At 68.0% G+C, this 24,738-nt stretch carries 18 protein-coding genes; 2 read left to right on the top strand and 16 right to left on the bottom strand.

Going from position 1 to position 24,738, the window contains the following annotated elements; all coding sequences use genetic code 11:
* Positions 1 to 95 precede the first annotated feature (95 nt).
* The 13 genes from ACYVDN_RS01610 to ACYVDN_RS01550 all read right to left on the bottom strand — a co-directional run bounded on the left by ACYVDN_RS01610 (position 96) and on the right by ACYVDN_RS01550 (position 21,520).
* Positions 96 to 680 (bottom strand): hypothetical protein, encoded by a 585-nt coding sequence (locus tag ACYVDN_RS01610; RefSeq protein ID WP_460567793.1) that lies wholly within the window; start codon positions 678 to 680, stop codon positions 96 to 98.
* On the bottom strand, positions 677 to 2,989 hold the full coding sequence (locus ACYVDN_RS01605; RefSeq protein ID WP_460567791.1) for a transglutaminase TgpA family protein: 2,313 nt from the start codon (positions 2,987 to 2,989) through the stop codon (positions 677 to 679). Before ACYVDN_RS01605 ends, ACYVDN_RS01610 begins: the two co-directional genes overlap by 4 nt.
* Entirely contained in the window at positions 2,986 to 4,329 is a 1,344-nt protein-coding gene (locus ACYVDN_RS01600; RefSeq protein ID WP_460567789.1) for a DUF58 domain-containing protein, read from the bottom strand. Before ACYVDN_RS01600 ends, ACYVDN_RS01605 begins: the two co-directional genes overlap by 4 nt.
* Positions 4,326 to 5,336: an AAA family ATPase gene (locus ACYVDN_RS01595; RefSeq protein WP_460567787.1), complete on the bottom strand. Its 1,011-nt coding sequence runs from the start codon at positions 5,334 to 5,336 to the stop codon at positions 4,326 to 4,328. Before ACYVDN_RS01595 ends, ACYVDN_RS01600 begins: the two co-directional genes overlap by 4 nt.
* 37 nt (positions 5,337 to 5,373) lie before the next feature.
* On the bottom strand, positions 5,374 to 11,118 hold the full coding sequence (locus ACYVDN_RS01590) for an Ig-like domain-containing protein (protein WP_460567785.1): 5,745 nt from the start codon (positions 11,116 to 11,118) through the stop codon (positions 5,374 to 5,376).
* Between the two features lie 29 nt (positions 11,119 to 11,147).
* Positions 11,148 to 12,566 carry a serine/threonine-protein kinase gene (locus tag ACYVDN_RS01585; protein ID WP_460567783.1) on the bottom strand — a complete coding sequence of 473 codons (1,419 nt, stop codon included), beginning with the start codon at positions 12,564 to 12,566 and terminating at the stop codon, positions 11,148 to 11,150.
* A 98-nt stretch (positions 12,567 to 12,664) separates the two neighbouring features.
* On the bottom strand, positions 12,665 to 13,456 hold the full coding sequence (locus tag ACYVDN_RS01580) for a PP2C family protein-serine/threonine phosphatase (RefSeq protein WP_460567781.1): 792 nt from the start codon (positions 13,454 to 13,456) through the stop codon (positions 12,665 to 12,667).
* 104 nt (positions 13,457 to 13,560) lie between these two features.
* On the bottom strand, positions 13,561 to 14,934 hold the full coding sequence (locus ACYVDN_RS01575; protein WP_460572182.1) for an FHA domain-containing protein: 1,374 nt from the start codon (positions 14,932 to 14,934) through the stop codon (positions 13,561 to 13,563).
* An 82-nt stretch (positions 14,935 to 15,016) separates the two neighbouring features.
* Entirely contained in the window at positions 15,017 to 16,210 is a 1,194-nt protein-coding gene (locus ACYVDN_RS01570) for a DUF4192 family protein (RefSeq protein ID WP_460567779.1), read from the bottom strand.
* Between the two features lie 46 nt (positions 16,211 to 16,256).
* The gene (locus ACYVDN_RS01565) at positions 16,257 to 18,227 is read right to left on the bottom strand and encodes an ABC transporter ATP-binding protein (protein ID WP_460567777.1); all 1,971 of its coding nucleotides are present in this window, start codon (positions 18,225 to 18,227) and stop codon (positions 16,257 to 16,259) included.
* The gene (locus ACYVDN_RS01560) at positions 18,224 to 19,957 is read right to left on the bottom strand and encodes an ABC transporter ATP-binding protein (RefSeq protein WP_460567776.1); all 1,734 of its coding nucleotides are present in this window, start codon (positions 19,955 to 19,957) and stop codon (positions 18,224 to 18,226) included. Before ACYVDN_RS01560 ends, ACYVDN_RS01565 begins: the two co-directional genes overlap by 4 nt.
* A 15-nt stretch (positions 19,958 to 19,972) precedes the next feature.
* A complete protein-coding gene (locus ACYVDN_RS01555) occupies positions 19,973 to 20,701 on the bottom strand; it encodes a TetR/AcrR family transcriptional regulator (RefSeq protein ID WP_460567775.1) in 729 nt (242 codons plus the stop codon).
* A gap of 39 nt (positions 20,702 to 20,740) precedes the next feature.
* On the bottom strand, positions 20,741 to 21,520 hold the full coding sequence (locus ACYVDN_RS01550; RefSeq protein ID WP_460567773.1) for a hypothetical protein: 780 nt from the start codon (positions 21,518 to 21,520) through the stop codon (positions 20,741 to 20,743).
* A gap of 120 nt (positions 21,521 to 21,640) precedes the next feature.
* On the opposite strand from ACYVDN_RS01550, the gene ACYVDN_RS01545 reads away from it, so the two are divergent.
* Together ACYVDN_RS01545 and ACYVDN_RS01540 are read left to right on the top strand one after the other, a co-directional pair.
* The gene (locus ACYVDN_RS01545) at positions 21,641 to 22,129 is read left to right on the top strand and encodes a methylated-DNA--[protein]-cysteine S-methyltransferase (RefSeq protein WP_460567771.1); all 489 of its coding nucleotides are present in this window, start codon (positions 21,641 to 21,643) and stop codon (positions 22,127 to 22,129) included.
* On the top strand, positions 22,126 to 22,755 hold the full coding sequence (locus ACYVDN_RS01540) for a DNA-3-methyladenine glycosylase I (protein WP_460567769.1): 630 nt from the start codon (positions 22,126 to 22,128) through the stop codon (positions 22,753 to 22,755). Before ACYVDN_RS01545 ends, ACYVDN_RS01540 begins: the two co-directional genes overlap by 4 nt.
* Positions 22,756 to 23,090: 335 nt before the next feature.
* Here the strand turns inward: ACYVDN_RS01540 and ACYVDN_RS01535 are convergent, their stop codons facing one another.
* The 3 genes from ACYVDN_RS01535 to ACYVDN_RS01525 are packed head-to-tail and all read right to left on the bottom strand — an operon-like array spanning position 23,091 to position 24,738.
* The gene (locus ACYVDN_RS01535; protein ID WP_460567767.1) at positions 23,091 to 23,846 is read right to left on the bottom strand and encodes a YaaA family protein; all 756 of its coding nucleotides are present in this window, start codon (positions 23,844 to 23,846) and stop codon (positions 23,091 to 23,093) included.
* 25 nt (positions 23,847 to 23,871) lie between these two features.
* Positions 23,872 to 24,447 carry a P-loop nucleotide/nucleoside kinase family protein gene (locus tag ACYVDN_RS01530; protein WP_460567765.1) on the bottom strand — a complete coding sequence of 192 codons (576 nt, stop codon included), beginning with the start codon at positions 24,445 to 24,447 and terminating at the stop codon, positions 23,872 to 23,874.
* Positions 24,448 to 24,477: 30 nt separating this feature from the next.
* Positions 24,478 to 24,738 carry a F0F1 ATP synthase subunit epsilon gene (locus tag ACYVDN_RS01525; protein ID WP_460567763.1) on the bottom strand — a complete coding sequence of 87 codons (261 nt, stop codon included), beginning with the start codon at positions 24,736 to 24,738 and terminating at the stop codon, positions 24,478 to 24,480.

Raw genomic sequence — 24,738 nt, 5'->3', positions numbered from 1 at the left:
GGCGGCAGTCGGGACGCCGTGCGAACGTCGATCCGTGAGATGTCCGGAGTGGGCCGGGCGTGTGGACGCAGTGTGGTGCGGCGTCGACGAGCGGGTCAGCGCACGTCGAACCAGCGGTCGCCGATCTCCACCTTGCCACCCCGCGGAACACGGTAGCGACGACCCGGTTCGCACCGGTGTGGCGCCCCGGCAGGAGGGATGATCACCGTTCCGTTCGCCGAGTAGCGGTCGCAGACCCACAACTCGCCCGATTCCACGCCGAACTCGAGGTGGGTCTTCGAGACCGAACGCTCGTGGTCGGCGATGGACACGAGCTGGTCGAACCGCTCCCCCGGCTGCGCGAACGGACGGCGGCCGAGTAGACCGGCGCCGACCACCACGACGCGCTCCCCGGTCGAGAACGACAGCACGTACGGCACCGGGGCCAGTGAGCCGTCCGTCGGCGGCACAGGCGCCGGCAGTACCGAGAGCTCTGCGGTCACGATCAGGTGCTCGTCCGGTCGGAACGTGGCGGCGTCGGACAATGCCTGCCTCATCGACGGCGACAGCACGGTGGTGTCGGCCGGACGCGGGTCTTCCACCCGAGCGCGCGGCACAGCGAGGGCGTTCACCGCCCGCCCGCAGGTGCCGCAGAACATGGCGCCTTCAGGCAGCACCGCCCCGCATGCCGCGCAGTTCACGACCGTCTCCCCTCGCGCTTGTCGCCTTTACCCCCTCCACGGTAGCCGCCGAGCGACCGCAACGAGATCCGGGCGCGCAACCTCCCCCAGCGCGTCGTGCGCGCATCGAGGTCGCGACGCAGCTCCTCGACCGCACGCCAGACCTGATCCGCGTCTTTGTCGTCTGGCTCCGCCCTGCCGAACGCCGCCCGATCGGCGACCGAGGCGAGCAGAACAGGACGGGGTCCGCCGACGCTCTGGGCCACCTCGCTGCGCGTCGCGGACCGGGGAGGCGAGTAGCCGTGGTCGAGAGCGGAATCCGCGAACTCACTCCATGCACCGGCGATGCGCCCGCGCGGAACCACCTTCGTCGACCTGCGTGCCCTCCGCCTGCGCCACTTCGCCGCGATGACGGCGAGGAACGGGGAGGCCAGCAGCGCGAGTACGAGCACCGTCCACCCGAGCACGGTGAGAACGGCGAGCAAGACATCTATCCATGCCGGCGTGTGATCGTCGCGTTGCTTCGCCACGTGCGACTGCGGCGGCGGGTTGTCCGTGCTGTCCGTGGTGTCCTTCGGAGGCTGCACCACCGACTGGGGTCTGGAGATCTGCTTGGGCTGATCGGGACTCTTCTCAGGGATCGGCCTCACCTGCGGATTCGGGTCGACGTCGACCCAGCCATCCTTCGCGGTCTGCACCTGGATCCACGCGGAGACGTCGCTCCCGGTGAACGTGACCTCGTCGCCCGACGCGCTCTGCGGAACCACGAAGCCTAGAACGACCCGTGCAGGGAACCCGAGCTGGCGCGCCATCAATGCAGCAGCGACGGCGTACTGCTCCTGGTCGCCCACCATCGGGTTCGCGCTGAGGAGGGCGTCGATGCGATCGGCCCCGTGCCCCGACAGGCTCTGCACCTCGTTGCCGATCCCGTGGCTGATGTAGCCCATCGCGACGAGCCGCTGCAGCACGGCGGAGAGCTTCCCACCGGGCGACGACGCGTCACCCTGATAGCGCTGCACGGTCGACGCCAGGTCGGCAGGCAGGTTCGTCAGGGGCGGGAGGGGTGCCGCGCCAGGCTTCTCCTTCGCCAGCTGGTCGATCGTCTTCGACGGCGTCGTCGCGCCCGTCACCTGATACGAGTCGCCAGTCTTCACCGGCGCGGTGTCGGCCATGGTAGCGGTAACCGGGTTGTAGTAGAACCCCTCGCCGAGGGCGCCAGCGTCGCTTCCATCGAACCCGATGTGCTCGAGGTCGCCGAAGGTCGGCAGCCACGGCCCGCTCAGTTCATCCATCGTGATCGAGAGCGTCTGCGTTCCTCCGGCGGACTTCGGCCGAGGAAGCATGTCGGGTACCCGAGCGAATGCACCGGAGTCACCGGGTTGCGTACCGACGGAGTAGACGATGCCGTCATAGGTGTCGAGGGTGGCGATGCGCAGCCTGCGAACGTCACCGATACCGTGCACCGTGAACATGGGCTCGTTCGAGCGGTCGGGCCGCAGGTAGGAGCGGAACGCCGACAACGGGCTGGGGTAGTCGCGCGGGTTGAAGGGCGGCATGGCGGCGGTGCGGGCGACGTTGCGCGCGGCCGCAGGCGGCACCACGTAGGCGATGCCTGCGGCGGCGGCGAGGGCTACTACCAGTACGCCGGCGGCGATCACACTCGACCTGGTGGACGCCCACGAGCGCTCCCCGCGACGCACGCCGTCCGCGTGCTCGCTCGAGAGGGCGACCAGCCGGGAGACGCGTCGTCTGCGGCGCATCCAGACCAGCCATCCGACCGAGAGCGCGGCCGTCACGACCGTGAGGACGACGGGAGTGGCGGACGCGTCGGAGCCCAGCAGGATGGCGAGCACGAAGACGACCAGGGGCGGAAGGAGCGCCAGCTCGGGCAGCCGCGATCGAAGAGCGACGGTGATGGCGACGACCGGAGAGCCGAACGCGAGCACGTACGCGGGAGTGAGCAGGGCCTGGTACGACCCGACCGGCACCGCGATCGTCACCAGCTGCTTCCAGCCGAGCGCGACTGAGTTCAGCAGGTCGGTGAACCCCTGCAGGGTCGGCAGGATGCCCTGGATCGTCTCGCCGGGCACGGCGAGCGGAACGCCGATCAGCAGGAATCCGCCGATCGCGACGAGGGTCGTAACCAGCGAGTTCCACCGCCAGATGGTCGCGCACACGGCAATGGCCGTGCCTGCGATCACGGCGCCGACCGCCATCACCACGAACGCGGAAGACTGATAGACGGGCCAGAACGCGGCGACGCACACGCTGATCAGCACGACGAGGTACAGCGTCGCGATGACCCGGTATGCGACATCCGGCCGTCTCATGCCGCCCTCGATCTCGCGAGGCTAGCGCGCAGGTCGTCGAGGTAGCCGACGGTGAGGATGCTCACATCGCCCAGCCTGCGAAGGCTGGGGCTGTCACCGGCGATGCACCGCACCGCGACCACCTCGACGCCCTGGCGGAACATCGTCGATGCGTGCCGCAGGTGCGCCGTCGTCACCGTCGATCCGCAGACCAGGAAGGCGATCGAGAGATCCGGCGTTCCGTCGGCCGCAACCTTCGCGACGTCGACGATGCGCAGCGCCGAAGGCGCCTTCTCGATGCGGCACAGGGAGTCCAGCAGTCGCGTCGGCGACACAGAGTCGAGCTGGCGCACGTCGTAGACCGCGTTCTTGGCGAACTCCGGGGTCTTCTCGCTGACCACCACGGAGACGACGCGGGTGTCGCGGATCGCCTGCACGCCGAGGGAGCCCGCCGCGCTCACCGCCAGTTCGAACTCGTCGTCCGAGGCGAAGTCGGCCTCGGCGAGGCTCAGCGCGACGAGCAGGTTGCTGCGTCTGGTCTGCTCGAACTGGCGCACCATGAAGGCGCCCGTCTTCGCGCTGCTGCGCCAGTGGATGTGCCGCCGTTCGTCTCCCCTGACGTACTCGCGCAACGCGTGGAACGACATGTCGCTCGTGGTGAGCTCTCGTGTCGGGTTGCCTTCGAGATCGCGCACCAGCCCTGTGCTCATGCTCGGAATGGCGATGGTCGCGGGATGCACGAACAGCTCGACGGTCTGCTGCCGATCGGTCTCGCGTCGCAGGAGACCGACGGGGTCGGCGCGCACCGAGCGGATCGGTCCGATCGTGACGACGCCCCTGTGCGTAGTCGGCACGAGGAAGACATCGCGGAACTCCGCTGACGGCCGAAGTCCGGGCACGGCGAACTCCGCGACACCGTCTCCGACCGGCACCTCGATGCGAGCGGCGAGCAGGCCGTGCCTTGTCGGGTTCGACACCACGACGTCGACCGCGGCCGACGCACCGACGACCACCCTGGGGCTCTGGAGGATGATGTTCGATCGGTATTCGACTGATCCGACCAGGAACAGCACCGCGATCGCGAAGAGCCCGACTCCGAGCCAGGCGAACAGCACGGCCTCTGACCATCCGGCGACGTAGCCGACGACGAACGCGGCGATCGTGAGGATGGCGACGCACACACCGGTGACCGTCATCACTTCGCTCATGGCGCTCCACGCGCGAACAGACCACGCGCTGAATGCTCGCCACGCGCGCACGACCGCCACCACGGCATCCGCAAGCCGTCCCTGACGCGCGCCGACCAGCCGGGTTCGAGCGTTGTCGATCCCGGAGGTTCCTGTCGGCGTCTCGAGCGTCACACCGCGACCCCCTCCGAGGGAGGAGGCGTCTGCAAGATCACGTTCGACACCACGCCGTGCGCGGTGACGCCGTCGAACTCGGCCTCGGTGTCGAGCACGAGCCGATGCGCGAGAACCGGTTCCGCGAGCGCCTTCACGTCGTCCGGGATGACGTAGGAGCGCCCGAGTCCGGCCGCATACGTCTTGGCGGTGCGGATGAGCGCCAGCCCACCTCGCACGCTCACGCCGAGGCGCACCTCCTCGGCGTCGCGCGTTGCATCGACGAGGCGGGAGACGTAGTCGTTGATCGTCGGGTCGACGTGCACGGATCGCGCGAGACGCGACATCGTGGTGACCATGTCGCCCATCACCACGGTCGGCAGAACGGTGTCGTGCGCCGGGTGGTCCGCGCCCTCGAGGATGCGCACCATCGAGGCGTGGTCCGGGTATCCGATGGACGCCTTCATGATGAACCTGTCGAGCTGCGCCTCCGGGAGCCGATAGGTTCCGGCCTGCTCGATCGGGTTCTGCGTCGCGATGACCATGAAGGGCGGGGGCAGGCGATGGGTGACGCCGTCGACACTCACCTGGCGCTCCTCCATCACCTCGAGCAGCGCCGACTGCGTCTTCGGGCTCGCCCTGTTGATCTCGTCGGCAAGCACCACGTTGGCGAACACCGGCCCCTGGAAGAACTCGAAATCGCCGACACGCTGGTCGTAGACGCCGACGCCCGTGATGTCGCCGGGCAGCAGGTCGGGCGTGAACTGGATGCGACTGCTCGTGCCCGAGATGCTCTCGGCGAGGGCCCTCGCAAGCGACGTCTTGCCGGTGCCCGGCACGTCTTCGAGCAGCAGATGCCCCTCGCTGAGGAGTGCGGTGACAGCCAGCCGGATGACGTGCGCCTTGCCAAGCAGCACGCGGTCGACGTTCGCGACGATGGCGTCGACCATGCTCGCGAACCAGGATGCCTGGTCGTCGGTGATCGGCGCGATGGGCTTCTGCGCGGCGGCGGTCGGGGCGTCCGTCATGGCTGTCTCCTGGTCATGGGCGTCTTCATCATGCGAGTCATTGCGAAGGATACGTATTGGTGTAGGTGAAGCCGTTCGCGGTCACGCTCGCGGTCAGCACGGACAGGTCTTGGGTCGTGACGCACTGCTTCGCGGCCAGGGTCACCGTGCCACCCGTGCACGTGACGGTCGCACCGGCGGCGGGGAGAGGCCCGTTGCTCCATGAGAAGGTTCCGCCGGGTCCGGGCGACGCGGCCTGGTATGTCACATTCGTCAAGGTAACGGCGATGGTCGGCGTCGACAGCGCCGGGGACCATGTCGTGTAGGTGGTGCCGTCCGAGTACCGCACGGTGGCGCCGACGTAGACGGTCATCGTCGAGCCATACGAACTCGTGTCAGGCGGAACGATATGGGCGTTCTTGGAGACCGGCATCGCTCCCGACCCCTTGGCGTCGAAAGCGTACGAGTAGGTCACGATCCCGCCTTGATCCACCGATGACGATGCCGATGCGAGTGTCGGGAGATACACGCCAGTGCTCCTGCCGTCGGAATCGAACGGGCTCGCCGCAGCGAATGTGGCGGTGACTGCCGACGGCGCGCTGTGCGACATGGCAGGTGTTGTCGCCGATGTTGCCCCCATCGCGTTCCTGGCGGTCACGGTGAAGTCGATCGACGTGCCCGTCGGCACCTGACACGCGACGCTGGATGACCCAGGTCCGACATCCGCACAGGTACCAGCGCTCGGCACGACGGCGAGCGAGGCGAGTGCGGCACCGTTCGGGTTCACCGACCAGCTGACGGTCGCCTGTCCTGGCGCCCCGAACGAGACCGACGGGCCTGCCGTGAACACCGGAGCGCCGGCCGGCACCCCTGAGCCCGACGCGGAGTTCCACACGGGCTGGGCGCCGTAGAAGTCGTTCACCGCGGCAACGGTGACCTTGTACGTCTGACCGTTGTTGAGTCCGGTCGCCGTGTACGACGTGGTGTCGCCTCCGACGGAGTAGGTCGCCGAGCCGACGGTGATGATGTACTGGGTGACCGCGCTGGCCCCGTTGCCCGATCCGGGCGCCTTCCAGCTGAGGCCGAGACTACCGTCGCCCGGCGTCACCGTGAGGCCCGTAGGAGCACCGGGGATGACGTTCGACCACACGGTGTCGGGGTAGGTTGCGGGGTCCGAAGTGCCGATGGCGTTCGTCGCGGTCACCGCGACGGTGACCCCGTTCCCCGGCCCGTTGCCAGGCGTCTGAACGGTGCAGGTGGTTGCCTGGCACGCCGTCGAGGCGACGGTCACGCCGTTCGACCCGATGAGCGAGACGGTGTAGCCGGTGATCGGCGAGTTGTTGAAGGCGCCGGCATCCCACGCGACGGTGAGCTGTCGGTCACCGACCCCGGTGATGCGCACGTTGGACACCGGCGCGGGCCGGTCCTGCACCGAGATCGTCACCGTTCCCCAGGTGTATCTGCTCGAGTCCCCCGTCGCGTCGGCGACCTCGTATTGCAGCGTCGTATCGATGGGCTGCGCGCTGGCGTCCGCCGTGACGGTCAGACGGGACTTGTCCGCGCTGGGGGTCACGTGCAACCCACGAGGCAATGAGGCGTTCGAGGTGCCGCGCACCGCGACCACCGTGAGCGGCGTCGCGGGGAACGGGTTCGTGGCCGCGTCGTTCGCCAGCACATCGACGCTCGTGGTCGTTCCCCTTCGTGCGACCACGCTGTCGGGCTGCGGCACCGCCAGAGGACGCGTCGACGGCACGACCGTCACATCGACTCGCCCGGCCGTGCCCTCGTTCAGCGCGTCGCGCACACCGACGAGCACGCTGAACTGGGTGCCCTTCGGCGTCTTGTCCGACACTCCGACGGTCAGCGACTGCCCTTGGATCGAGACGGATGCCCCTGCGGGCTTCGGATCGAGGATGCGGTAGCTCAGCTCTGCCTGATCCCGCTCGTACGGATATCTCGTGAGCTTCACCAGGTCGAGGGTCTTCTGCTGCCCTGGCTCGAACTCGACCTGGGCGCCGGTGAACGTCGGCGGCTGGTTATCGCGTGCGGTCACCGTGATCGGCAGCACAAGCGTCACGATGTGACCGGAGGGATCCGTCGCGCTCGAGCCGTCGGTGACCTCGAACGAGATGGATGCCGGCCCGAAGTACCGCGCGGCGCTCGTGTAGACCAGCGTGTGGTCATCCCGAACCAGGCTTGCACCCGAGGCGTGCGTCGCATGAACGTGCGAGGCATCCGTCAGCACCGCTCGCTTGCCGCCGGCGACGACGACGTAGTTGTCGAGGTCGATGACGAGGGTCTTCTCGCTGGGAACGGTGAGCTTGGGCGCGCCGGGCTTGAGCTGCGGGAGCGCGTCGTCGAAGCCGGGAACGCGGATGAAGCCGTACGACACGACGTTCGGATCGTCGGGATGCGCCACTTTGAACGGGATGATCTGAGACTTCTGCTCGATCTGCACCCGCACCTTGCCCGTGCCGGTGATGGCCGCGGTGTCCCCGTATCCGGGCACCAGCGACAGCGTGAGGCTCGACACCGGCCCGTCGGCGAAGAACACGTTCCGCAGCGGGTCGACGGTCACCTGTTTGCGCCCCAGGATGTCTGCGAGCCTCAGCACGGTGTCCTGCACGACGGGTCTGGAGAGCGGGGCGTCCTTGCGCACGACCACGGTCAGGAAGTTGGAGCTTGTGCCGCCTGCATCGTTCTGGACCGTGTAGATGAAGCCGTATCGCCCCTCCTTCTTCGGGGCCACCACCTTCACGACCTGGCCGGAGATCTTCGCGGGCCGGATGTCCGTCGACGTGCGCTGCACCGAGGTGATGTGCAGGTCGCCTCCGTCCGGATCCGAGTCGTTCGCGAGCACCTGCACAGACACCGTTCGGCCGGGGCGCACCGTGACCTGGTCCTCGACGGCGACCGGGTTGCGTGCACCTCCGGTCGGCGGGGCGATGCCCACCCGAACGGTTCCGTCAGCGTGGGCTCCTAGGGCGTCGACCACGGTGTAGTCGAAGGTGTCGGTCCCTGCCGCGTACGCTCCCGCCTGGTACTCGATCCAATCGGATCCGACCGCTGTGACCGCGCCCTTCTGCGGGTTGGTCGACTGCCCGACGAGCGACACGGAGTCGCCGTCCGGGTCGATGCCGTTCAGCGGGATCGGTATGCGCACAGTGCTTCCCGCGAAAACCCGCGCCGTCACGGTGTCTGGGACCGGAGGCTTGTTCGACTCGACATCGAGCTCGCGCACCGCGATCGTCACCTGGGCCGTCGCCCATTGGCCGTCCGCGTCGTCGACCCGGTAGACGGCGGTGTAGTTGCCCGGTCTGTCCGGCGCGAGGTAGCGCAGCTCGTTGCCCGAGGCGAACAAGAGTCCGGCGCCCTTCGGCAGAGGCGTCGGCAGAACGGTGTCGAGCGTCAGCTGGTCGCCGTCGGCCTGCGAGTCGTTCGCGAGCACCGGGATGTCCACCGCATCGCCGACTCGAACGGTCGCGGTGTCCGGGTTGGCCACCGGCGGCTGGCGAACGGCCGGCCTCGGAATCTCGACGACGTGCACGGTCCCCTGCGCCTGTGCCGTCCCGTTGCTGACCGTGTAGGTGAAGTCGACTGGTGCACTGAGCGGCTCGGTCAACGTGACCCTGAGCATCCGCTCGTCCAGCACCTCGACGCGGACGCCGGATGCCTGAGGAGCCGTCGCGCCCATGATCAACAGCACCCCGCCCGCCGGATCGAAGTCGGTGGCGAGCACATCGACCTGCTGCGAGGTCTGCTGCTCGACGAAGGCCGTGTGGGGAACGGTGACAGGGGCATCCCCCGCGTCCAGCGGCACGCTGACCACGACGCGCACCTCGCCGGTGGCCGTGGTCGCCCCATCGGTCACCGTGTACTCCACGTAATAGGTGCCGGGGGTGTCGGACTCGAACGAGAACGTGCCGTCGTCGAAGTTCGGATTGAGCGTCAGATCGGGCTTCTCCGGAACGGCGGTGAGCCGCACTGGGCCGATCCCTCCTCGCACATGGTCGAGGGGCGAGACGGTGATCGCGCTTCCCGCGACCGCCGTGGCGACGAACGGCTCGGTGATGATCGGCACGTCGGTCGGCGGTCTCACGGTGACGGCGAGCGTGCCTGTGCCTGTTGCCTTGCCGTCCGACACCGTGAGCGTCACGTTCTGCTGGCTGGCGCTCTTGCCCGCATCGGTGTAGACGACGCTCCCCTGCGGTGTTGAGACGGCGGAGGCAGGCGCCGGAACGCTCGCGCCGGTGAGGTAGAAGGGATCGCCGTCCGGGTCGTACCAGTCGCCCAGCACCTGGGTGGTGACGCGCCCGCCCGCCGCCACCGTGGCCCTCGTCGTTCTCACCTGCACGGGAGGCGAGTTCTCGTCGGGCGTTCGCACGGTCACCGTGACATGCGCGTCGGCCTGACCTCCACGACCGTCGCTGATCGTGTAGTCGAACTCGATCTGGCCGTGGGCGTCTGCCGGCAGCGTGATCTGCAGCTGCTGATCGTCTGCGGTGCGCTGAATGCGCGCCGTGGCCTGTGGAACAGGCGTGAACGAGTCGATCACCAGAACGTCGCCGTTCGGGTCGTAATCGTTGAGAAGAACGGGCAGCGGGCTCGTCACGCCGGGACGAGCGCCGAATTTGTCATCGACCGCGACAGGGGGTTCCTGGGTCTTGTCGTAGGTCGGCGGCTTGTCCTCGGTGTTCTCCTCGGTCTGCTTCGTGTTGTCGTCGGGCTTCGCGAAGTCCGCCCAGTTGTCGATGAGACCGTTGCCGTGCTGCACCGACCACGACGTGCCGTGGGCGGTGTCGTTGAGCACGACGGTGCCGCCGTTGACACGGAACTCGAGTGCGGCGCCCGCACGCACACCGGTCAGCGATCCGGTGCGTCCGACGGATCCGCCGTGGCAGGAGTGCCAGGTGCGCCCCGTCGTCCACGCGCCGTACAGGCATCCGTTCACGACGACGGGTGCCGCGGCCTGACCGTAATCGCCCGCGAGGTCCGTGTTCACTGCGCCCGCGCCGAACGGCACGGTGTACATGCCGCGGTCGGTGGCGATCGACAGGTCTGAGCCGGTGTCGGATGCCTGTTGCAGGGTTCCGAGGCCGCCCATCGACGCCGGCAGCGTGCGCTTGCCCTCCGGAGTCCGCAGGCTGCGGGAGCTGGGATCGTACAGCGCCCAACGGCCCCCGACGGATGTCAGCTGAAGATCTGTCGCACCGGTGCCCGTAGTCTTCTCGGTCGTCGTCTTCCACGTCTGCGAGACCGAGTCCGCCGAGGCGGCGTCGACGCGGTAGACCGTGCCGGTCTGAGGAGAGTAGGCGAAGAAATCCCCGTCGGGGCTGAGCGAGGTCACGATCCGGCCGCCGAGGTCGATCGTCGGATTCGACGACGACGAGAACGAGCCCAAGTCGCCGAGCGCCACGAGCCAGACCTGCCCGGTCGCGCGGGAGACGATCACCGCGCGTGAGCCGGCGATGCCGACCTGAGCGTCGCGGGGCGGAAGCGCCACCGATCTGCCCGCGGTGACGTCAGCGGCGTTCACGGCTGCCACCGTGTTGTCGCCGCGGTTGACGAGCAGTACGTCATTCCCGCGCTGCTCGACGTCGACGGAGGCGTTACCGGTGGCCACCGCAGAGTTGAGGGCATCGATCTGCGTGTTGGCGCGACCGAGCATCTCGGTGGACGCGTTCGTCACCCACACGGCGGAGTCGCCGAGCACCATGCGCTGTTGCACGAACCCGCCGGAGACGATCGCCACTGTCGAGACAAGGGCAACGACGACCACCCCGATCAGCACGGAGATGGCCATCGGGCGGTGCCGGGCGACGAACGCGCGAATCACTGCGCTGCCGCCGGATCGACGCACTTCGGTGCGCTGGGCGCTCCCGTGCGGCCCGCCCTGTTCACGGTCACCGTCAGGCACACTCGCCGGGCATCGCTGTCGACGGTGAAGGTCGTGCTCCGTTGCATGCTCGGCGCGCCGCCGTCGACGCTCACCTGGTACTCGTCGCTAGCCGCGATTCCGGGGTCCTGCCAGCTGAACTCGATCGCGCCGCCCGCCGTCTTTCCCTGGATGTCATGCACGGCGGGGATGTCGGCCGGTGAGCTCGCACGCAGCAGCACGACGGTCAGGGTGACCACGAACGCCACACCGAGAACGACGCACGCAGCGATGAGCCAGGCGCCTCGTGCACCGATCCCGGACGCGCGACGGTCGGATGACGCCGCGCCCGTCTCTCGCGCCGCCGTGCGGTCGGAGCCGAATGCCTGCTCGCTGCGCCGACGTCGACGTCGATCCGATGGCGACGACGCCACCACGCTCTTCACTCTCGTGCGATCGTCGTCCGGCGCGGCGACAGCCGCTACCCACTCGTCGATCGAGAGATCGGCCGGCGTCGGCACGAATCCGAGCTCGGCTTCGACGGACTGCAGATCCCGGATGAGCTCGAGCACGCTCTGCTGTCGCGCCTCCGGCTTTCGCGACATCGAACGCCGAAGCACCTCATCGAGCCTCTCCGGCACGTCGGGACGCCCGATCGGCGGCGGCTTGGCGCGTTGGATTCGCGAGATGAGCTGGGCCGACGTGTTGTCCGTTCCCTCGACCTCGAAGGGAGACCGACCGGCGATGAGCGAGTAGATGGTCGCTCCGAGCGCCCATACCTCGCTGGCCACGGTGCCGGTCGTCTCGTCGGTGAGCACCTCCGGCGCCGACCACGGCACGGAGAGACCGACTGCCTCCGAGAGCTCCGCGTCGCCGAGCGTTGCCGCGATGCCGAAGTCCGAGAGCACCGGATGCCCGTACGCGGTGGTCAAGATGTTCGAGGGCTTCACATCGCGATGCAGCACACCGGCGCGGTGCGCCGTCTCGACGGCCCCCGCGATCTTGATTCCGATCGATAGTGCTTCTGGCACGGCGAGCGGCGCGACCCGATAGCGCTGGCCCAGTGCCGGCGAGCACAGCTCCATCACGAGGTAGGGCCTGCCGTCGGACGCGACGCTGGCCTGGTAGACCGTGAGCACTGCGGGATGTGTGCTCAGCTGGGCCATGAGGTTGGCCTCCGCCTGGAACATCTGCCGCACGCTGGGGGTCACGACCTCCGCAAGCAGCACCTTCACGGCGACCTGTCGCCTCGGCATGTTCTGCTCGTAGAGGAAGACATCGGCGAAGCCGCCGGAGCCGAGTACGCGCACGTAGGCGAAACCGGGAAGATTGGGCGGCGTGGAGGGCAGCCTCTTGGCCATCACGCCTCCCGTCACGCGCTGATGTTTTCCGAACCCGACCGGAAACGTCCACCCATTGTAGGCAAGCTCGGTTCCGCAATCCTCGGCGGCAGCCGTGAGTGTGGACAGCCGGGTCAATGCCTTTGCATGCCTCGTCTTCCGGCCGGTCGCGGTGAGTCGGGCGTCTCGAGAACGTCGACCACGACGACGGTGACGTTATCGCGTCCGCCGTTGCCGAGTGCGGCATCCAACAGCTGTCCCGCGGCGTCGAGTGGACTGGTACCGACAGTGAGGTAGTGGCGGATGCCGTGCTCGGTGAGCTCCTTCGTCAGACCGTCGGAGCAGGCGAGGAGCCGGGTGCCGGCCGTCACCGGCACCAGGCTGAAGTCGGGAACGGGTTCTTCGTTGAAGCCGACGGCCCTGGTGATCACATTCGAGTGCGGATGCACCTCGGCCTCCGAGGGCGTGATCGCGCCGGCATCGAGCAGCTCCTGCACGATGGAGTGGTCGACGGTGAGCTGCCTCAGCTCGCCGTCCTCGAGTTCGTAGACACGGGAGTCCCCGATGTTGAAGACGAGCCAGTTGGGCTCGCCCTCCGCCATCGTGAGCGCGATGCCCGTCACGGTGGTGCCCGTGCCGAGGTCGGTGTGCCCGACTCCCCTGCCCATGTCGTCGACCGCGTCTCGCAGAGCGGTGTCGACGCCCTCTTCCTTGATGAAGGGAACCGACACGTGTTCCGCGAGCCGCGTCACGACGGCCGAACTGGCGAAGTCGCCGGCGGCGTGCCCGCCCATGCCGTCGGCGACGGCGAAGATCGGCGACTTGGCGATCAGGCTGTCTTCGTTGACTGCGCGACGATATCCCTTGTCGGTCAGCGCCGCCCAGGCGAGCGTGATGCGAGCCCCGTCCTTGCCGGGGACGACCACGTGATGGCGCCTACTGCTACGCCCGATCTGAGTCACTCACGCGTCCTCTCGGGTGTCTTGCGCAAACGCAGGCGACCGGCAATCGCCTCTCCCCGATGGGCGGCTCACGGCGTCACCGGGGTGATGTCGATGATAGTACCGTCGCCGATGTCGACCTCCGCCGCGCCGGGAACGGCGATGGACTCGCCCGGCCGCAGGCGACGCGGTCGTACGCCGGGAAGTGTGACCTCTGTTCCGTTGCGGGACCGCAGATCGGTCACGACGACCACATCGCCCACGCGCTCGACGCGCAGGTGCGATGCGGAGACGAGCGACCGGGGTGAGGCAACGGTCACGAGGAGAGGCTGAACACCGCGGCGCGCTCTCGCCGCCGGTCTCCGCCCGAAGACGATCGGGGCGTCGAGCAGCACGCCCTCCGAGCCGCGAACGCCGACCAGGACTGGCGATGGATGACCGCCGGGCGCGTCTCCGAACGCGTCCGCCACCGCCGCGTCCCACACGTCGCCGATCGACGTGTCGGCCACTGTGGTGTCGCCCACCAGGGTGTACGAGACGGTGGCTTCGCCGCCCGTGATGTCGGCGAAGGGCGCGACAGCGTCCGGCTCGGCAACGCCCGGCTCGGCAACGCTCGGCTCGGCGGTCTCCGACGCCGGCTCCCGCCACGCCGGGACACGGAGCACCGTCTCTTCATCAGGCGCATTGTCCACTGCACCGTCGACGCGGCGAGAGGGTGAGGACGAGGGCGACCGCGAGGGCGTGGGGTCCGCCGAGGGCGCGGGCGTGGAGGCCGCCGAGGGACCGGCATCCCACGCGCCACCGGGTGAGCGCCGCACGGTGTCGTCGAGGCCGGTCCCGCCAATGCTCAACACGGTGTCCTCATCGAGGGCGGCGGCCGGACGAGCGTATCCGGACCGCCCGCCGTTGACCTCTGGCGATCGCAGCTCGGCGAGCGACCAGAGCACCGCCCCGACCCGTGTTGGGCCGAGACCGATGGCCCGTGCTTCCGGCACCAGCCGGGCGACGGCCTCGGAACGCCGGGCGGGTCCGCCGAGCTCGACGGCGATCACATCGCGAAAGGTGGCGATGAGCCAGGGCTGTACCCCTGACGACGAGAACCGCCGCGACCCACCGTCGGAGTAGACGTCGGCGACGGCACGCCCTCGTGCGATCGCCGTGACCCGGCCTCCGGCGCCTTGTGCCTCATCGGTCCCGTCGTCGCCTCGATCGAAGTGCACGACGGCGAATGAGTCCGAGCCGGCGCCTCCGACGGGAATCACCGAGACGATCGACTCGAGTTCCACGTTCCGGAGCCCGACGAGTCGGCCGAGCGCGCCGATGCCACGATCGGCTCCCGTACCGTCGCCCGCCTCGATGACGGCGATGAACGACTCGGCGACGATCGCGATCCAGTCGTCCTCCGGAGGTCGCGGCGGCGGCGCATAGGCATGGCCGACTCGAGGCGCGGGCGGCCTCTGCACATCACCCAACCGTCATCCCCTTCCGGTCGGTCCGGTCGAACGGCGCAAGGCTCGCCGTCGTTTCCCGAGTGTAGTGAGGAGCTCATCGTGCCTCGCTCGTGGCGTGACGCGCGGCGTCACCTGAACCGTCGACATCATCGTCCGCCCGCGGCTCGAGGAAGACCCATTCGGGAAGCATGCCCGCGTCGAGCATCGTCTCGATCAGCTCCGCGAACGGATAGTCCGGGTCGGCGGTCCGCGCCTGGTCGACGTACTCGGCGGCAACGGAGCCGCGGCCGAGCGCCCAGTTCAACCAAGCGAGCGACGACAGAACGGGCGCCCCGTCGGCTCCGGTCACCTTGGCGGCCACCTCGCGCAGGAGGCGGATCGCGCGTTGCACGCCACGCTCCGATGGACGCGTCAACCCGCCCTTCCCCGCCAGCGCGAGCGCTATCTGGTCATCGTCGTGCGGCTTGCCCTGCAGGTGACGCTCCTCGAACCGGAGGGCGCGTCGACCGACGGGTGACCCCCATCCCCACGTGAACAGCGCGGCGTCGCGAGCGAACGGTTGCGACAGCACGTGTGCCGTGAGCGCCGCGGCGACCGGCCCCGTCTCCCCGGCAGACCAGCTCGCGCTGTACTCCGCGAACCACACCGGATCGGGTCGATCGTCCCTGTCGCGCAGCACGGCGAGCGCTTGCGCGGTGCGCCTCTTCGCGGTGGCGGCAGCGACCGGCAACGCCGCCTCCTCATGAGGCGACGGTCTGAGCTCGGTCGCATCAGGGTCGGCCCTGCGCAGGCTGAGCGCAGCGTCGAGTTCAGCCCGATCTCCGTGCCGACGTCCTTCGTAGTCTCCCCACCCGTCCGACGACACGTACAGAGCGTCGAGGAGCGTGAAGCCCGCATCGGATGCCGCGCGCCGAAGTTCTGCAACGACCTCCGTCGCGGGTGCACCGCCCGGTCTCGGGCCTTCGCCATAGGTCACGGCGAGCAGCCCGTCGACACCATGCACCTTGCACACGATGCCGATCAGCGTCGTGGCGAAGCGACGCAGCTCGTCGCTCGCCCCGCTTCCCCGCCGGCCTCCGCCGTCGTCGTCGGGTGGAAGGTCGACCCGAACCGCGGCGCCGGAGGAGCCCGAGCGGAAGGTGACGAGCACGATGCTCGATGTCGGCTCGAATCCGATCAGCTCTGGTATGAGCGCAAGCAGGGAAAGTGCATCAGGTGCGACGACGGAACGGGTCATGGCCACAAGCGTGGTCGGAACCCCGTGTCCGATCTCGTCACCGACGGGCATCCCGTGGCATTCGCCTCCACCCTCCTGGCTGGGGAGGAGAAGACGATCACACGTCGTCTGTGACGGCCCCCGCGAACTGCGCGTTGTACAGCGAGTAATAGGCGCCGCCCGCCGCGAGAAGCTGAGCGTGCGTGCCCTGCTCCACGATCGACCCCGACTCCATCACGAGGATGAGGTCGGCATCGCGGATGGTCGAGAGCCGATGCGCGATCACGAAGCTGGTGCGACCTTCGCGCAATGCGCTCATCGCTTTCTGCACGAGCAGCTCGGTGCGCGTGTCGACGGAGCTCGTCGCCTCGTCGAGGATGAGCACGCTCGGCCGCGCCAGGAACGCCCTCGCGATCGTCAGGAGCTGCTTCTCCCCCGCACTGACATTGGACGCGTCGTCATCGAGCTTCGTGTCGTAGCCGTCAGGCAGCGACCGCACGAACCGGTCGACGTAGCTGGCCTGAGCGGCCGCGACGATCTCCTCCTCCGTGGCATCCGGCCTGCCGTATGCGATGTTCTCCCGGATCGTCCCCGCGAACAGCCAGGTGTCCTGCAAAACCATGCCGATCCTGCTGCGTAGATCGCGCCGCGTCAGCTCGGTGACATCCGTGCCGTCGAGCGTGATCTTCCCCGAGTCGACCTCGTAGAAACGCATGATGAGGTTCACCAGCGTCGTCTTGCCCGCACCGGTCGGGCCGACGATCGCAACCGTCTGGCCGGGTTCGGCGACGAGCGACAGGTCGTCGATCAGCGGCTTGTCCTCGACGTAGCGGAACGAGACGTCCTCGAACTCGAGCCTTCCGCGGGTCGCACCGAGACCGGCCGGCTCCTCAGGATCCTCGGACTGCTCGTCGGCATCCAGAAGCTCGAACACGCGCTCCGACGATGCCACGCCCGACTGCAGCAGGTTGGCCATCGATCCGAGCTGGGCTAGCGGCTGGGTGAACTGCCTCGAGTACTGGATGAACGCCTGAACGTCACCGATCTGGATGACGCCGGCAGCGACCTGCAGACCACCGACGACGGCGATCGCGACGTAGACGAGATTTCCCACGAACTGCATCGACGGCATGATGACTCCGGACACGAACTGCGCTCCGAAGCTGGCCCGATAGAGCTCCTCGTTCTTCGCGGCGAACGCCTCGTCAACCTCACGCTGCCTGCCGAAGACCTTCACGATCGCGTGGCCAGTGTAGGTTTCCTCGACCTGCGCGTTGAGCATGCCGGTGTTCTTCCACTGCGCAACGAACAGCTTCTGCGAGCGCCTGGCGATCAGCATGGTGACGATGAGCGTGAGCGGAACGGACACCAGCGCGATCGCCGCGAGCACCGGCGAGATCACGAGCATGACGACGAGCACGCCGATCACCGTGAGCAGCGAGGTCACCACCTGGCTCATCGTCTGCTGAAGGCTCTGCTGGATGTTGTCGATGTCGTTCGTCACGCGGCTCAGGAGCTCGCCGCGGGGCATCGAGTCGAAGTACTTCAGCGGCAGCCGGTGGATCTTCTCCTCGACCTCTTTGCGCAGCCGGTACACGGTGCGCATCGTGATGCCGTTCAGGATGTACGCCTGCACGTAACTGAAGACCGACGCGGCGACGTAGAGCACCAGAACCAGCAGAAGGATCTGCGCGAGGGCGGTGAAGTCGATGCCGTGCCCTGGGTTGAGGTTGACGCCGCTGAGCATGTCTGCGAGCTGGCCCTGACCGCTCTTGCGCATGCCCTCCAGCACCTGAGCCTTCGTCGTGCCGGCCGGCAAGCTCTTGGAGATCGACCCGGCAACGATGATGTTCGTGCCCTCACCGAGCAGTTTCGGTCCGAGAACGGTGCACGTCACGCTGATCACCGTGAGGAGGAGCACGATGGCGAGCCTGAGCCCGTCCGGCTTCAGCCGTCCGACGAGCCGCCTTGCGCTCGGGCCGAAGTTCTGCGCCTTCTCGGCGGGCATGCCCGCTCCCCCGAACGGGCCGCCGCCGCCAGGACCGCGGCGACGCATCGGCTGGCGCTGCGCTGTCGACGTCTCGCTCATGCCGCCTCCTCCGCCGCCAGCTGCGATGACACGATCTCCGCGTAGGTCTCCGAGGTCTCGAGCAGCTCCTCGTGGGTGCCGGAGCCCACGATCCGCCCGTTCTCGAGCACGAGGATCTGGTCGGCATCCGTGATGGTCGACACACGCTGGGCCACGATCACGAAGGTCGCACCTCGCTCCTTCTCCCTGAGGGCTCGTCTGAGTCGGGCATCCGTGGCCAGGTCGAGCGCCGAGAAGGAGTCGTCGAAGACATAGATCTCGGCGCGCTTGACCAGAGCACGCGCGATCGCAAGTCGCTGGCGCTGGCCGCCGGAGACGTTGGTGCCGCCCTGCGCGATGGGTGCCTCGAGTCCGCCATCCATCGCCTCGACGAAGTCGCGGGCCTGCGCGATCTCCAGTGCACGCCAGAGGTCGGCGTCATCCGCATGCGGATCCCCGTATCTGAGGTTGGAGGCGACCGTTCCCGAGAACAGGTAGGGCTTCTGGGGCACGAGGCCGATTCGCGACCACAGCAGGTCGGCGTCGAGCTCGGCGACGTCGACACCATCGATGAGCACTGAACCGCTGGTCGCGTCGAAGAGACGTGGCAGCAGGTTGATCAGCGTGGTCTTGCCCGCGCCCGTCGAGCCGATGATCGCGACGGTCTGTCCCGGCTCGATGCGCACGTTGATGTCGCTCAGCACGGGGTCCTCTGCTCCCGGGTAGGCGAAGCCCACCTCGAACAGCTCGACCGTGCCGTGCTCGCGAAGCTGGGTCACCGGGCGCTCGGCCATCTTCACCGTCGATTCGGTCTTCAGCACCTCGCTGATGCGGTCGGCGCAGACCGCCGCGCGCGGAACCATGACGAACATGAACGTGGCCATCATCACGCCCATCAAGATCTGCATCAGGTAGCTGAGGAAGGCGGTCAGCGTGCCGACCTGGAGCGACCCGTCGTTGATGCGGAAGGCGCCGAACCAGATCACCGCGACGCTGGAGAGGTTGAGCACCAGCATCACGGTGGGGAACATCAGTGCCATCAGGCGCCCGGCCTTCAACGCCGTCTCGGTGACATCCAGGTTGGCCCGATCGAACCGCTCGCGCTCGATGTCTTCGCGCACGAAGGCGCGCACGACACGGATGCCCGACAACTGCTCGCGCAGCACGCGGTTGACCTGGTCGATGCGGGTCTGCATCTTGCGGAACTGCGGCACCATCCTGCTGATGATGAGCACGACGCAGATCACGAGCACGGGAACACTCACGGCGATCAGCCACGACATGCCGAAATCCTGCTGCGTCGCCAGGATGATGCCGCCGATGCACAGGATCGGGGCGGAGACGAGCAGCGTGCATGACATCAGCACGAGCATCTGCACCTGCTGCACGTCGTTGGTGTTACGCGTGATCAGCGACGGAGCGCCGAACTTCGTGACTTCGCGCTCCGAGAACGCGCCGACGTGCGTGAAGAGAGCGCCGCGCAGGTCGCGCCCGAGACGCATGGCCGCCTTCGCGCCGAAGTACACCGCGACGATGTTGCAGATCACCTGTCCGAGCGTGACGAGCAGCATGAAGGCGCCGTTCGTCAGGATGTACCCGGTGTCGCCCTTGATCACGCCCTGGTCGATCAACTCGGCGTTGAGCGTGGGCAGGTAGAGCGATGCGAACGACTGCAGGAGCTGGAAGACGATCACTCCGAAGAGCAGCAGCCAGTGCGGTCGCAGGTAGTGGATCAGCAGTTTCAACAACATGGTGCGTTCCGGGTCTCAGACATGGGTGGGCAAAGTCTCTTCGACGTTCGAGTCGACCGTTGCGGCCTCGACGGGCTCGTCGTTCTGGTCAACGCCTCCGCGGCGCCGACCGACGCGCAGAGCGGCGCGCTTGACCGCGGCGTCCTCTTCGCCGACACGCGAGTCGCCGGCGATCCCGTAGACGATGAGCCGCACGAGCTCCGCGTCGTCGAACGGAGCGGACCGGTTGAAGGTCGGGACGGCTGTGGCGAACGCGACGAGTCGAAGGTAGGGCGCGACATCCTCGGGCGGAACGTTGAGCCGATCGAGCTCTGGCTCGACCAGCTTCGAGACGATCGTCACGTACTCCCACTTCTGCTGCGGCGGTCTGCCCTGCAGATGCGGCGGCTCACTGCCCGTGTAGCCGAGCGCGGACATGATGCTGATCACGCCGTGGAAGCGCTCGCGGAGCGTGCGCAGGATCGCCGCGATCTTGTCCTCGAGGGGAAGCGCGGCATCGATCGCACCGAGGGCCTCGCGCACGGGCGCCGGATCGAGGTAGACGTCTGCCGCTTCGCGGATCAGCGTCTCCTTGTCGCCGAAGACGCGGAAGATGGTGCCCTCCGCCACGCCCGCCGCCTCGGCGATCTGACGCGAGGTGAGGGATGCCCCGTGTTCGATGATCGCCGGAATGACCGCAGCGATGATGGCGGCCTTGCGCTCCTCAGGGGGCAGGGGGCTCGCTCGATTGGGGATCTTGGCCACGCACAGATCGTAACTGAGTGTGCGCTCACTCCGCAACGATCAGGATGCCGCCAGCACGGTGAACTCGCGTGAGTACGCCGGCGATCCGGCCGCCTCTCGCCAGGTGACCCTGATGCGCGGCGGCGGTGCTCCCCTGGCCGCCATCACACGGAACTGCAACGCGTCGTCGCGCTCCACGTCGCGTGGAATGACCTCGTCGGGACGCACGTACTTCGGCGGAACCGTGGCGTCTGAGAGCAAGGCATCGCGCGCAGCGGAGAGGCCGGTGTTGCGCAGTGCCCAGATGCCGCCCCGCACCCTTTCCAGCCGCCATGCGACCTGCACGACTCGCTCGGTCGCGCCGGTGTCGGCTCCAGCGACGTCATGATCCTCTGCACGTCGCACCGACGCGCGACCGGTTTGCGTCGCGCCTTGCTCTGAGGTCGTCTCCGGCGTCTCGGCAGGGAGAACCGTCGCTACCGGATGCGTCGCGCTCTCGATTGCTGCCCTCGCCTCCGCGTCGGCATGTGCCGCCTTGTCCGAGGCCGCCTCGGCCTCGCGTCGACTCGCGGCTGCGGCCGCGGAAGCCTGTGCCGCCGCCTGCGCTGCTCGTCCGGCCTGCTGCGTCGCGGAAGCAGCCTCGTGCCTGGCCTGCACTACCTGAGACTCCAAGTGATCGACACCGGCTGTCGCAGCGTGACCGGCGGTCTCCGCGCGAGCCGCGCTCTCCGCCGCCACGGCCGCGCGCTCGTCGGCGGCTCTCGCGCGAAGGAGCGCGACGACGGCGAACGCGATCGCGACGAGCGCGAAGACCAGGCAGAGTACATCCAGCAAGACCACAGCGAGATTCTAGGCATTTGCCCTGATGACTCGACGTCCCCAATCCCACGGATCCACCATGCATCCACCATGCGGACACCCAGTGGTCGTGACGTCGGACGCCATGCGTAGCCTCATGGCATGAACGAGTATCTGGTCCGAATCCCGAGCCCGATCGGCAGGCTTGAGCTCACCGCCGACGACGCGAGTGTCACCTCCCTCACCATCGAGCGAGACGGCGCACTCCCCCGCGATCATCTGCCCGATCGTCCGAACGACGTGCTGGCGCTTGCGTGCGACGAACTCGACGAATACTTCGCCGGCACGAGGCGCACCTTCGACGTGCGGCTGAGCACGGGCGGCACCGAGTTCCAGCGGGCGATCTGGGTCGAGCTCGTCGAGGTGCCGTGGGGCGAGCACACCACATACGGCGCCCTCGCCGAAGCGATCGGCAAGCCGACGGCCGTTCGAGCCGCGGGCGGCGCGATCGGAGCGAACCGCATTCCGTTGCTGATCGGCTGCCATCGGGTGCTCGGGAGCGACGGACGCGTCACCGGCTACAGTGCAGGGCAGGGCATCCCCACCAAACTCTGGCTCCTCGAGCACGAAGGGATCACGCTGGCGGCATGAGCGAGCAGACCATCACTCCAGAAGAGAACGTCCCAACGGCGGAGCCGCAGGCGCGGGCGAATGTGCTCGTCGCGGACGACGGAGTCGCGCGCTGCGCGTGGGTCGGTGCCGACGCCGAGTATCAGCGGTATCACGACGAGGAATGGGGAACGCCGCTGACAGAAGATCGCCCCCTCTTCGAGAAGATCTGCCTGGAGGGCTTCCAAGCGGGACTCTCGTGGCGAACCATCCTGTTGCGACGAGACGCGTTCCGCGAGGCCTTCCACGACTTCGACATCGATCGTGTCGCAGCCATGGATGACGAGGATGTCGAGCGTCTGCTCACCAACGCTGCGATCATCCGGCACCGCGGAAAGATCACCGCAACGATCCAGAACGCCAGGGCGACCAAGGCACTGGACCGTCCGCTCACAGAGCTCGTGTGGTCGTTCGCCCCCGAAGGAAAGCGTCCTCGGCCGGACTCGCTCTCCGAGATCCCCGCGGTGACTCCCGAGTCGACAGCGCTGAGCCGCGCGTTACGCAGCAACGGCTTCCGATTCGTCGGACCGACGACGATGTACGCGCTGATGCAATCGGCCGGGCTCGTCGACGACCACGTCACCGGATGCTGGCGCGCCACATCGTGACGAACAGACCCACGTGCCGACGAACAGACCCACGTCCTGACACTGACACGGGTGGGTCGGGCCGGCGACAACGGACATCCGGCGATCCTTACGGTGTGCCTCGTGGTGATCGGCATCGCACTACCCGACCGCAGGCGATCAGAATTCCGATCATCGCACCGTGAACGATCGCTCTGGCGCGCGGAGGGGTCGCACGCCGATCCCGGTTCACCGACCCGACGGTATTGCGTTCGCCCGGGAGGAACAGCCTGGCGGCGTCCAGCACGAGCGCCCTGATTGACGGCCAAGGGTGCGGCGACATTGTGCCGACCCCCGTGGCACACGCCCATGGTAGCTCAGTCCACGACCAGCAGCACCTCGCGGTCGCCTGCGTATTCGGTGCGAAAGCCGGCGGACCGCGCCCAGTCGACGAATCCCGCGACCGATCGCACCCTTGGTCGCTCGAGTGCGTAGGCACGGACGAGCAGGCCCTTCGCATGCTTGTTGAAGTGGTTCAGGGCCTTGCGTCTGCCGTCATCGCCCTCGGTCACGACACGGATGAACACCGCGTCGCCGCGATCGCCGAGCGGGCCGAGTGCCGCGTAGGACTCCGAGCGCAGATCGATCAGCGGTCCAGGCTCGTCGCGCAACGCCGAGGTGATCTCCTTGGCCCAGAGCTCGCGAAGCCGTATGCCTGGAAGCCTGGAAGCCGCCGACATCCGGTAGTCGGGAATGCGGTCGAGCGCCCCGACCGGTCCGAAGACCGCCGAATGGATGACCACGCTGCGCCCGAGATGGCGACGAGCCTCAGCAGGCAGGGTGGCGGCATCCAGCGCGTCGTACAGCACGCCGGTGTAGCGATCGATGGCAGGCATCACCGGAGACTCGCACAGGGCGACGTTGGTCTGAAGCTCGCCGACCAGGGTCGGCGGGATGGCGAGCGCCTTCGCTGCGTGCGTGGCGTCGTCCGAACGGGAGAGCGCGACGAGCGCCCCGGCCGTCGCGCGTCGCGCGTCGGAGAGCGACGGAAACCGCAGTCGGTCGAGATCGAGTGTGCTCCGCCCGCGGCCGCCAGGGCGCTTCGACTCCGACGGCGGAAGCAGGATCAGCACTGCTGCACGCCGAGCGCGTCACCGGTCACGGAACGATGAATCGAACCGCAGCGTCGACGTTCTGCCCGAGCGGATTCACCGTGTCGAGCGTGATGCGGGGCAGCTCCGCGCATTCGCCCTTCCATTCCTGGTAGTCCTCGAGGCTCTGCTCGACGGCGCGCCACGAGGTCTCCTCGACGTGCGGCAGGTTGCGCACGCGCTTCTCGAGCCGCTCTCTGTGGAGGTCGGCGTCTGAGCAGGCCACCTCGATGACGCGAAGCTGAACGTCCGCGCGCGCTGCGAGGTCCCTCCACTGAAGGCGGGCGGGTTCGACGGCGTTGACGGCGTCGACGATCACGCTGTGGCCCGACATCAGCACCTGCTCGGCCAGCGTCTCAGCCACGAGGTAGGCGGCGAGCCCTGTCGGCTGGTCCGAGTCGATGCCGGCGAGCAGGATCGCCGACTCGATCGGATCCACGGACACGATCGTTGCCGCGAGCCGCGCCGCAAGCACCTCGGCGATGGTGGACTTGCCGGCTCCCGGAAGCCCCGCCATCGCTATCAGCATCGGAACACGCATGTCTCCGAACTGTCGTTCGATGCGATCGTCTCGTTCGGCCATCTTGCTCCCCCTCGCCGGATGACGTCTGGTCTAGACCAGCTGCGCCTTGCCCGCGAGCACCGTGAGCTCGTTGTTCTCGAACGAGACGAACCCGTCTGCCGCGTTGGCGATCAGGCGCTCACCACCCGGCAGGGTGATGCGCACCTCGCCCTCGGCCAGCACGCCGAGCAACGGCGTGTGACCGGGCAAGATGCCGATCTCGCCGATGACCGTGCGGGCGACCACCATGGATGCCTCGCCCGACCACACCTCGGCGTCGGCGGAGACGACGCTGACCTTCAGGGTGGCCAT

The sequence above is a fragment of the Humibacter soli genome, from assembly GCF_054779035.1.
Note: the sequence above shows the minus strand (reverse complement) of the source record. Positions and strands in the feature narration are given on the sequence as shown.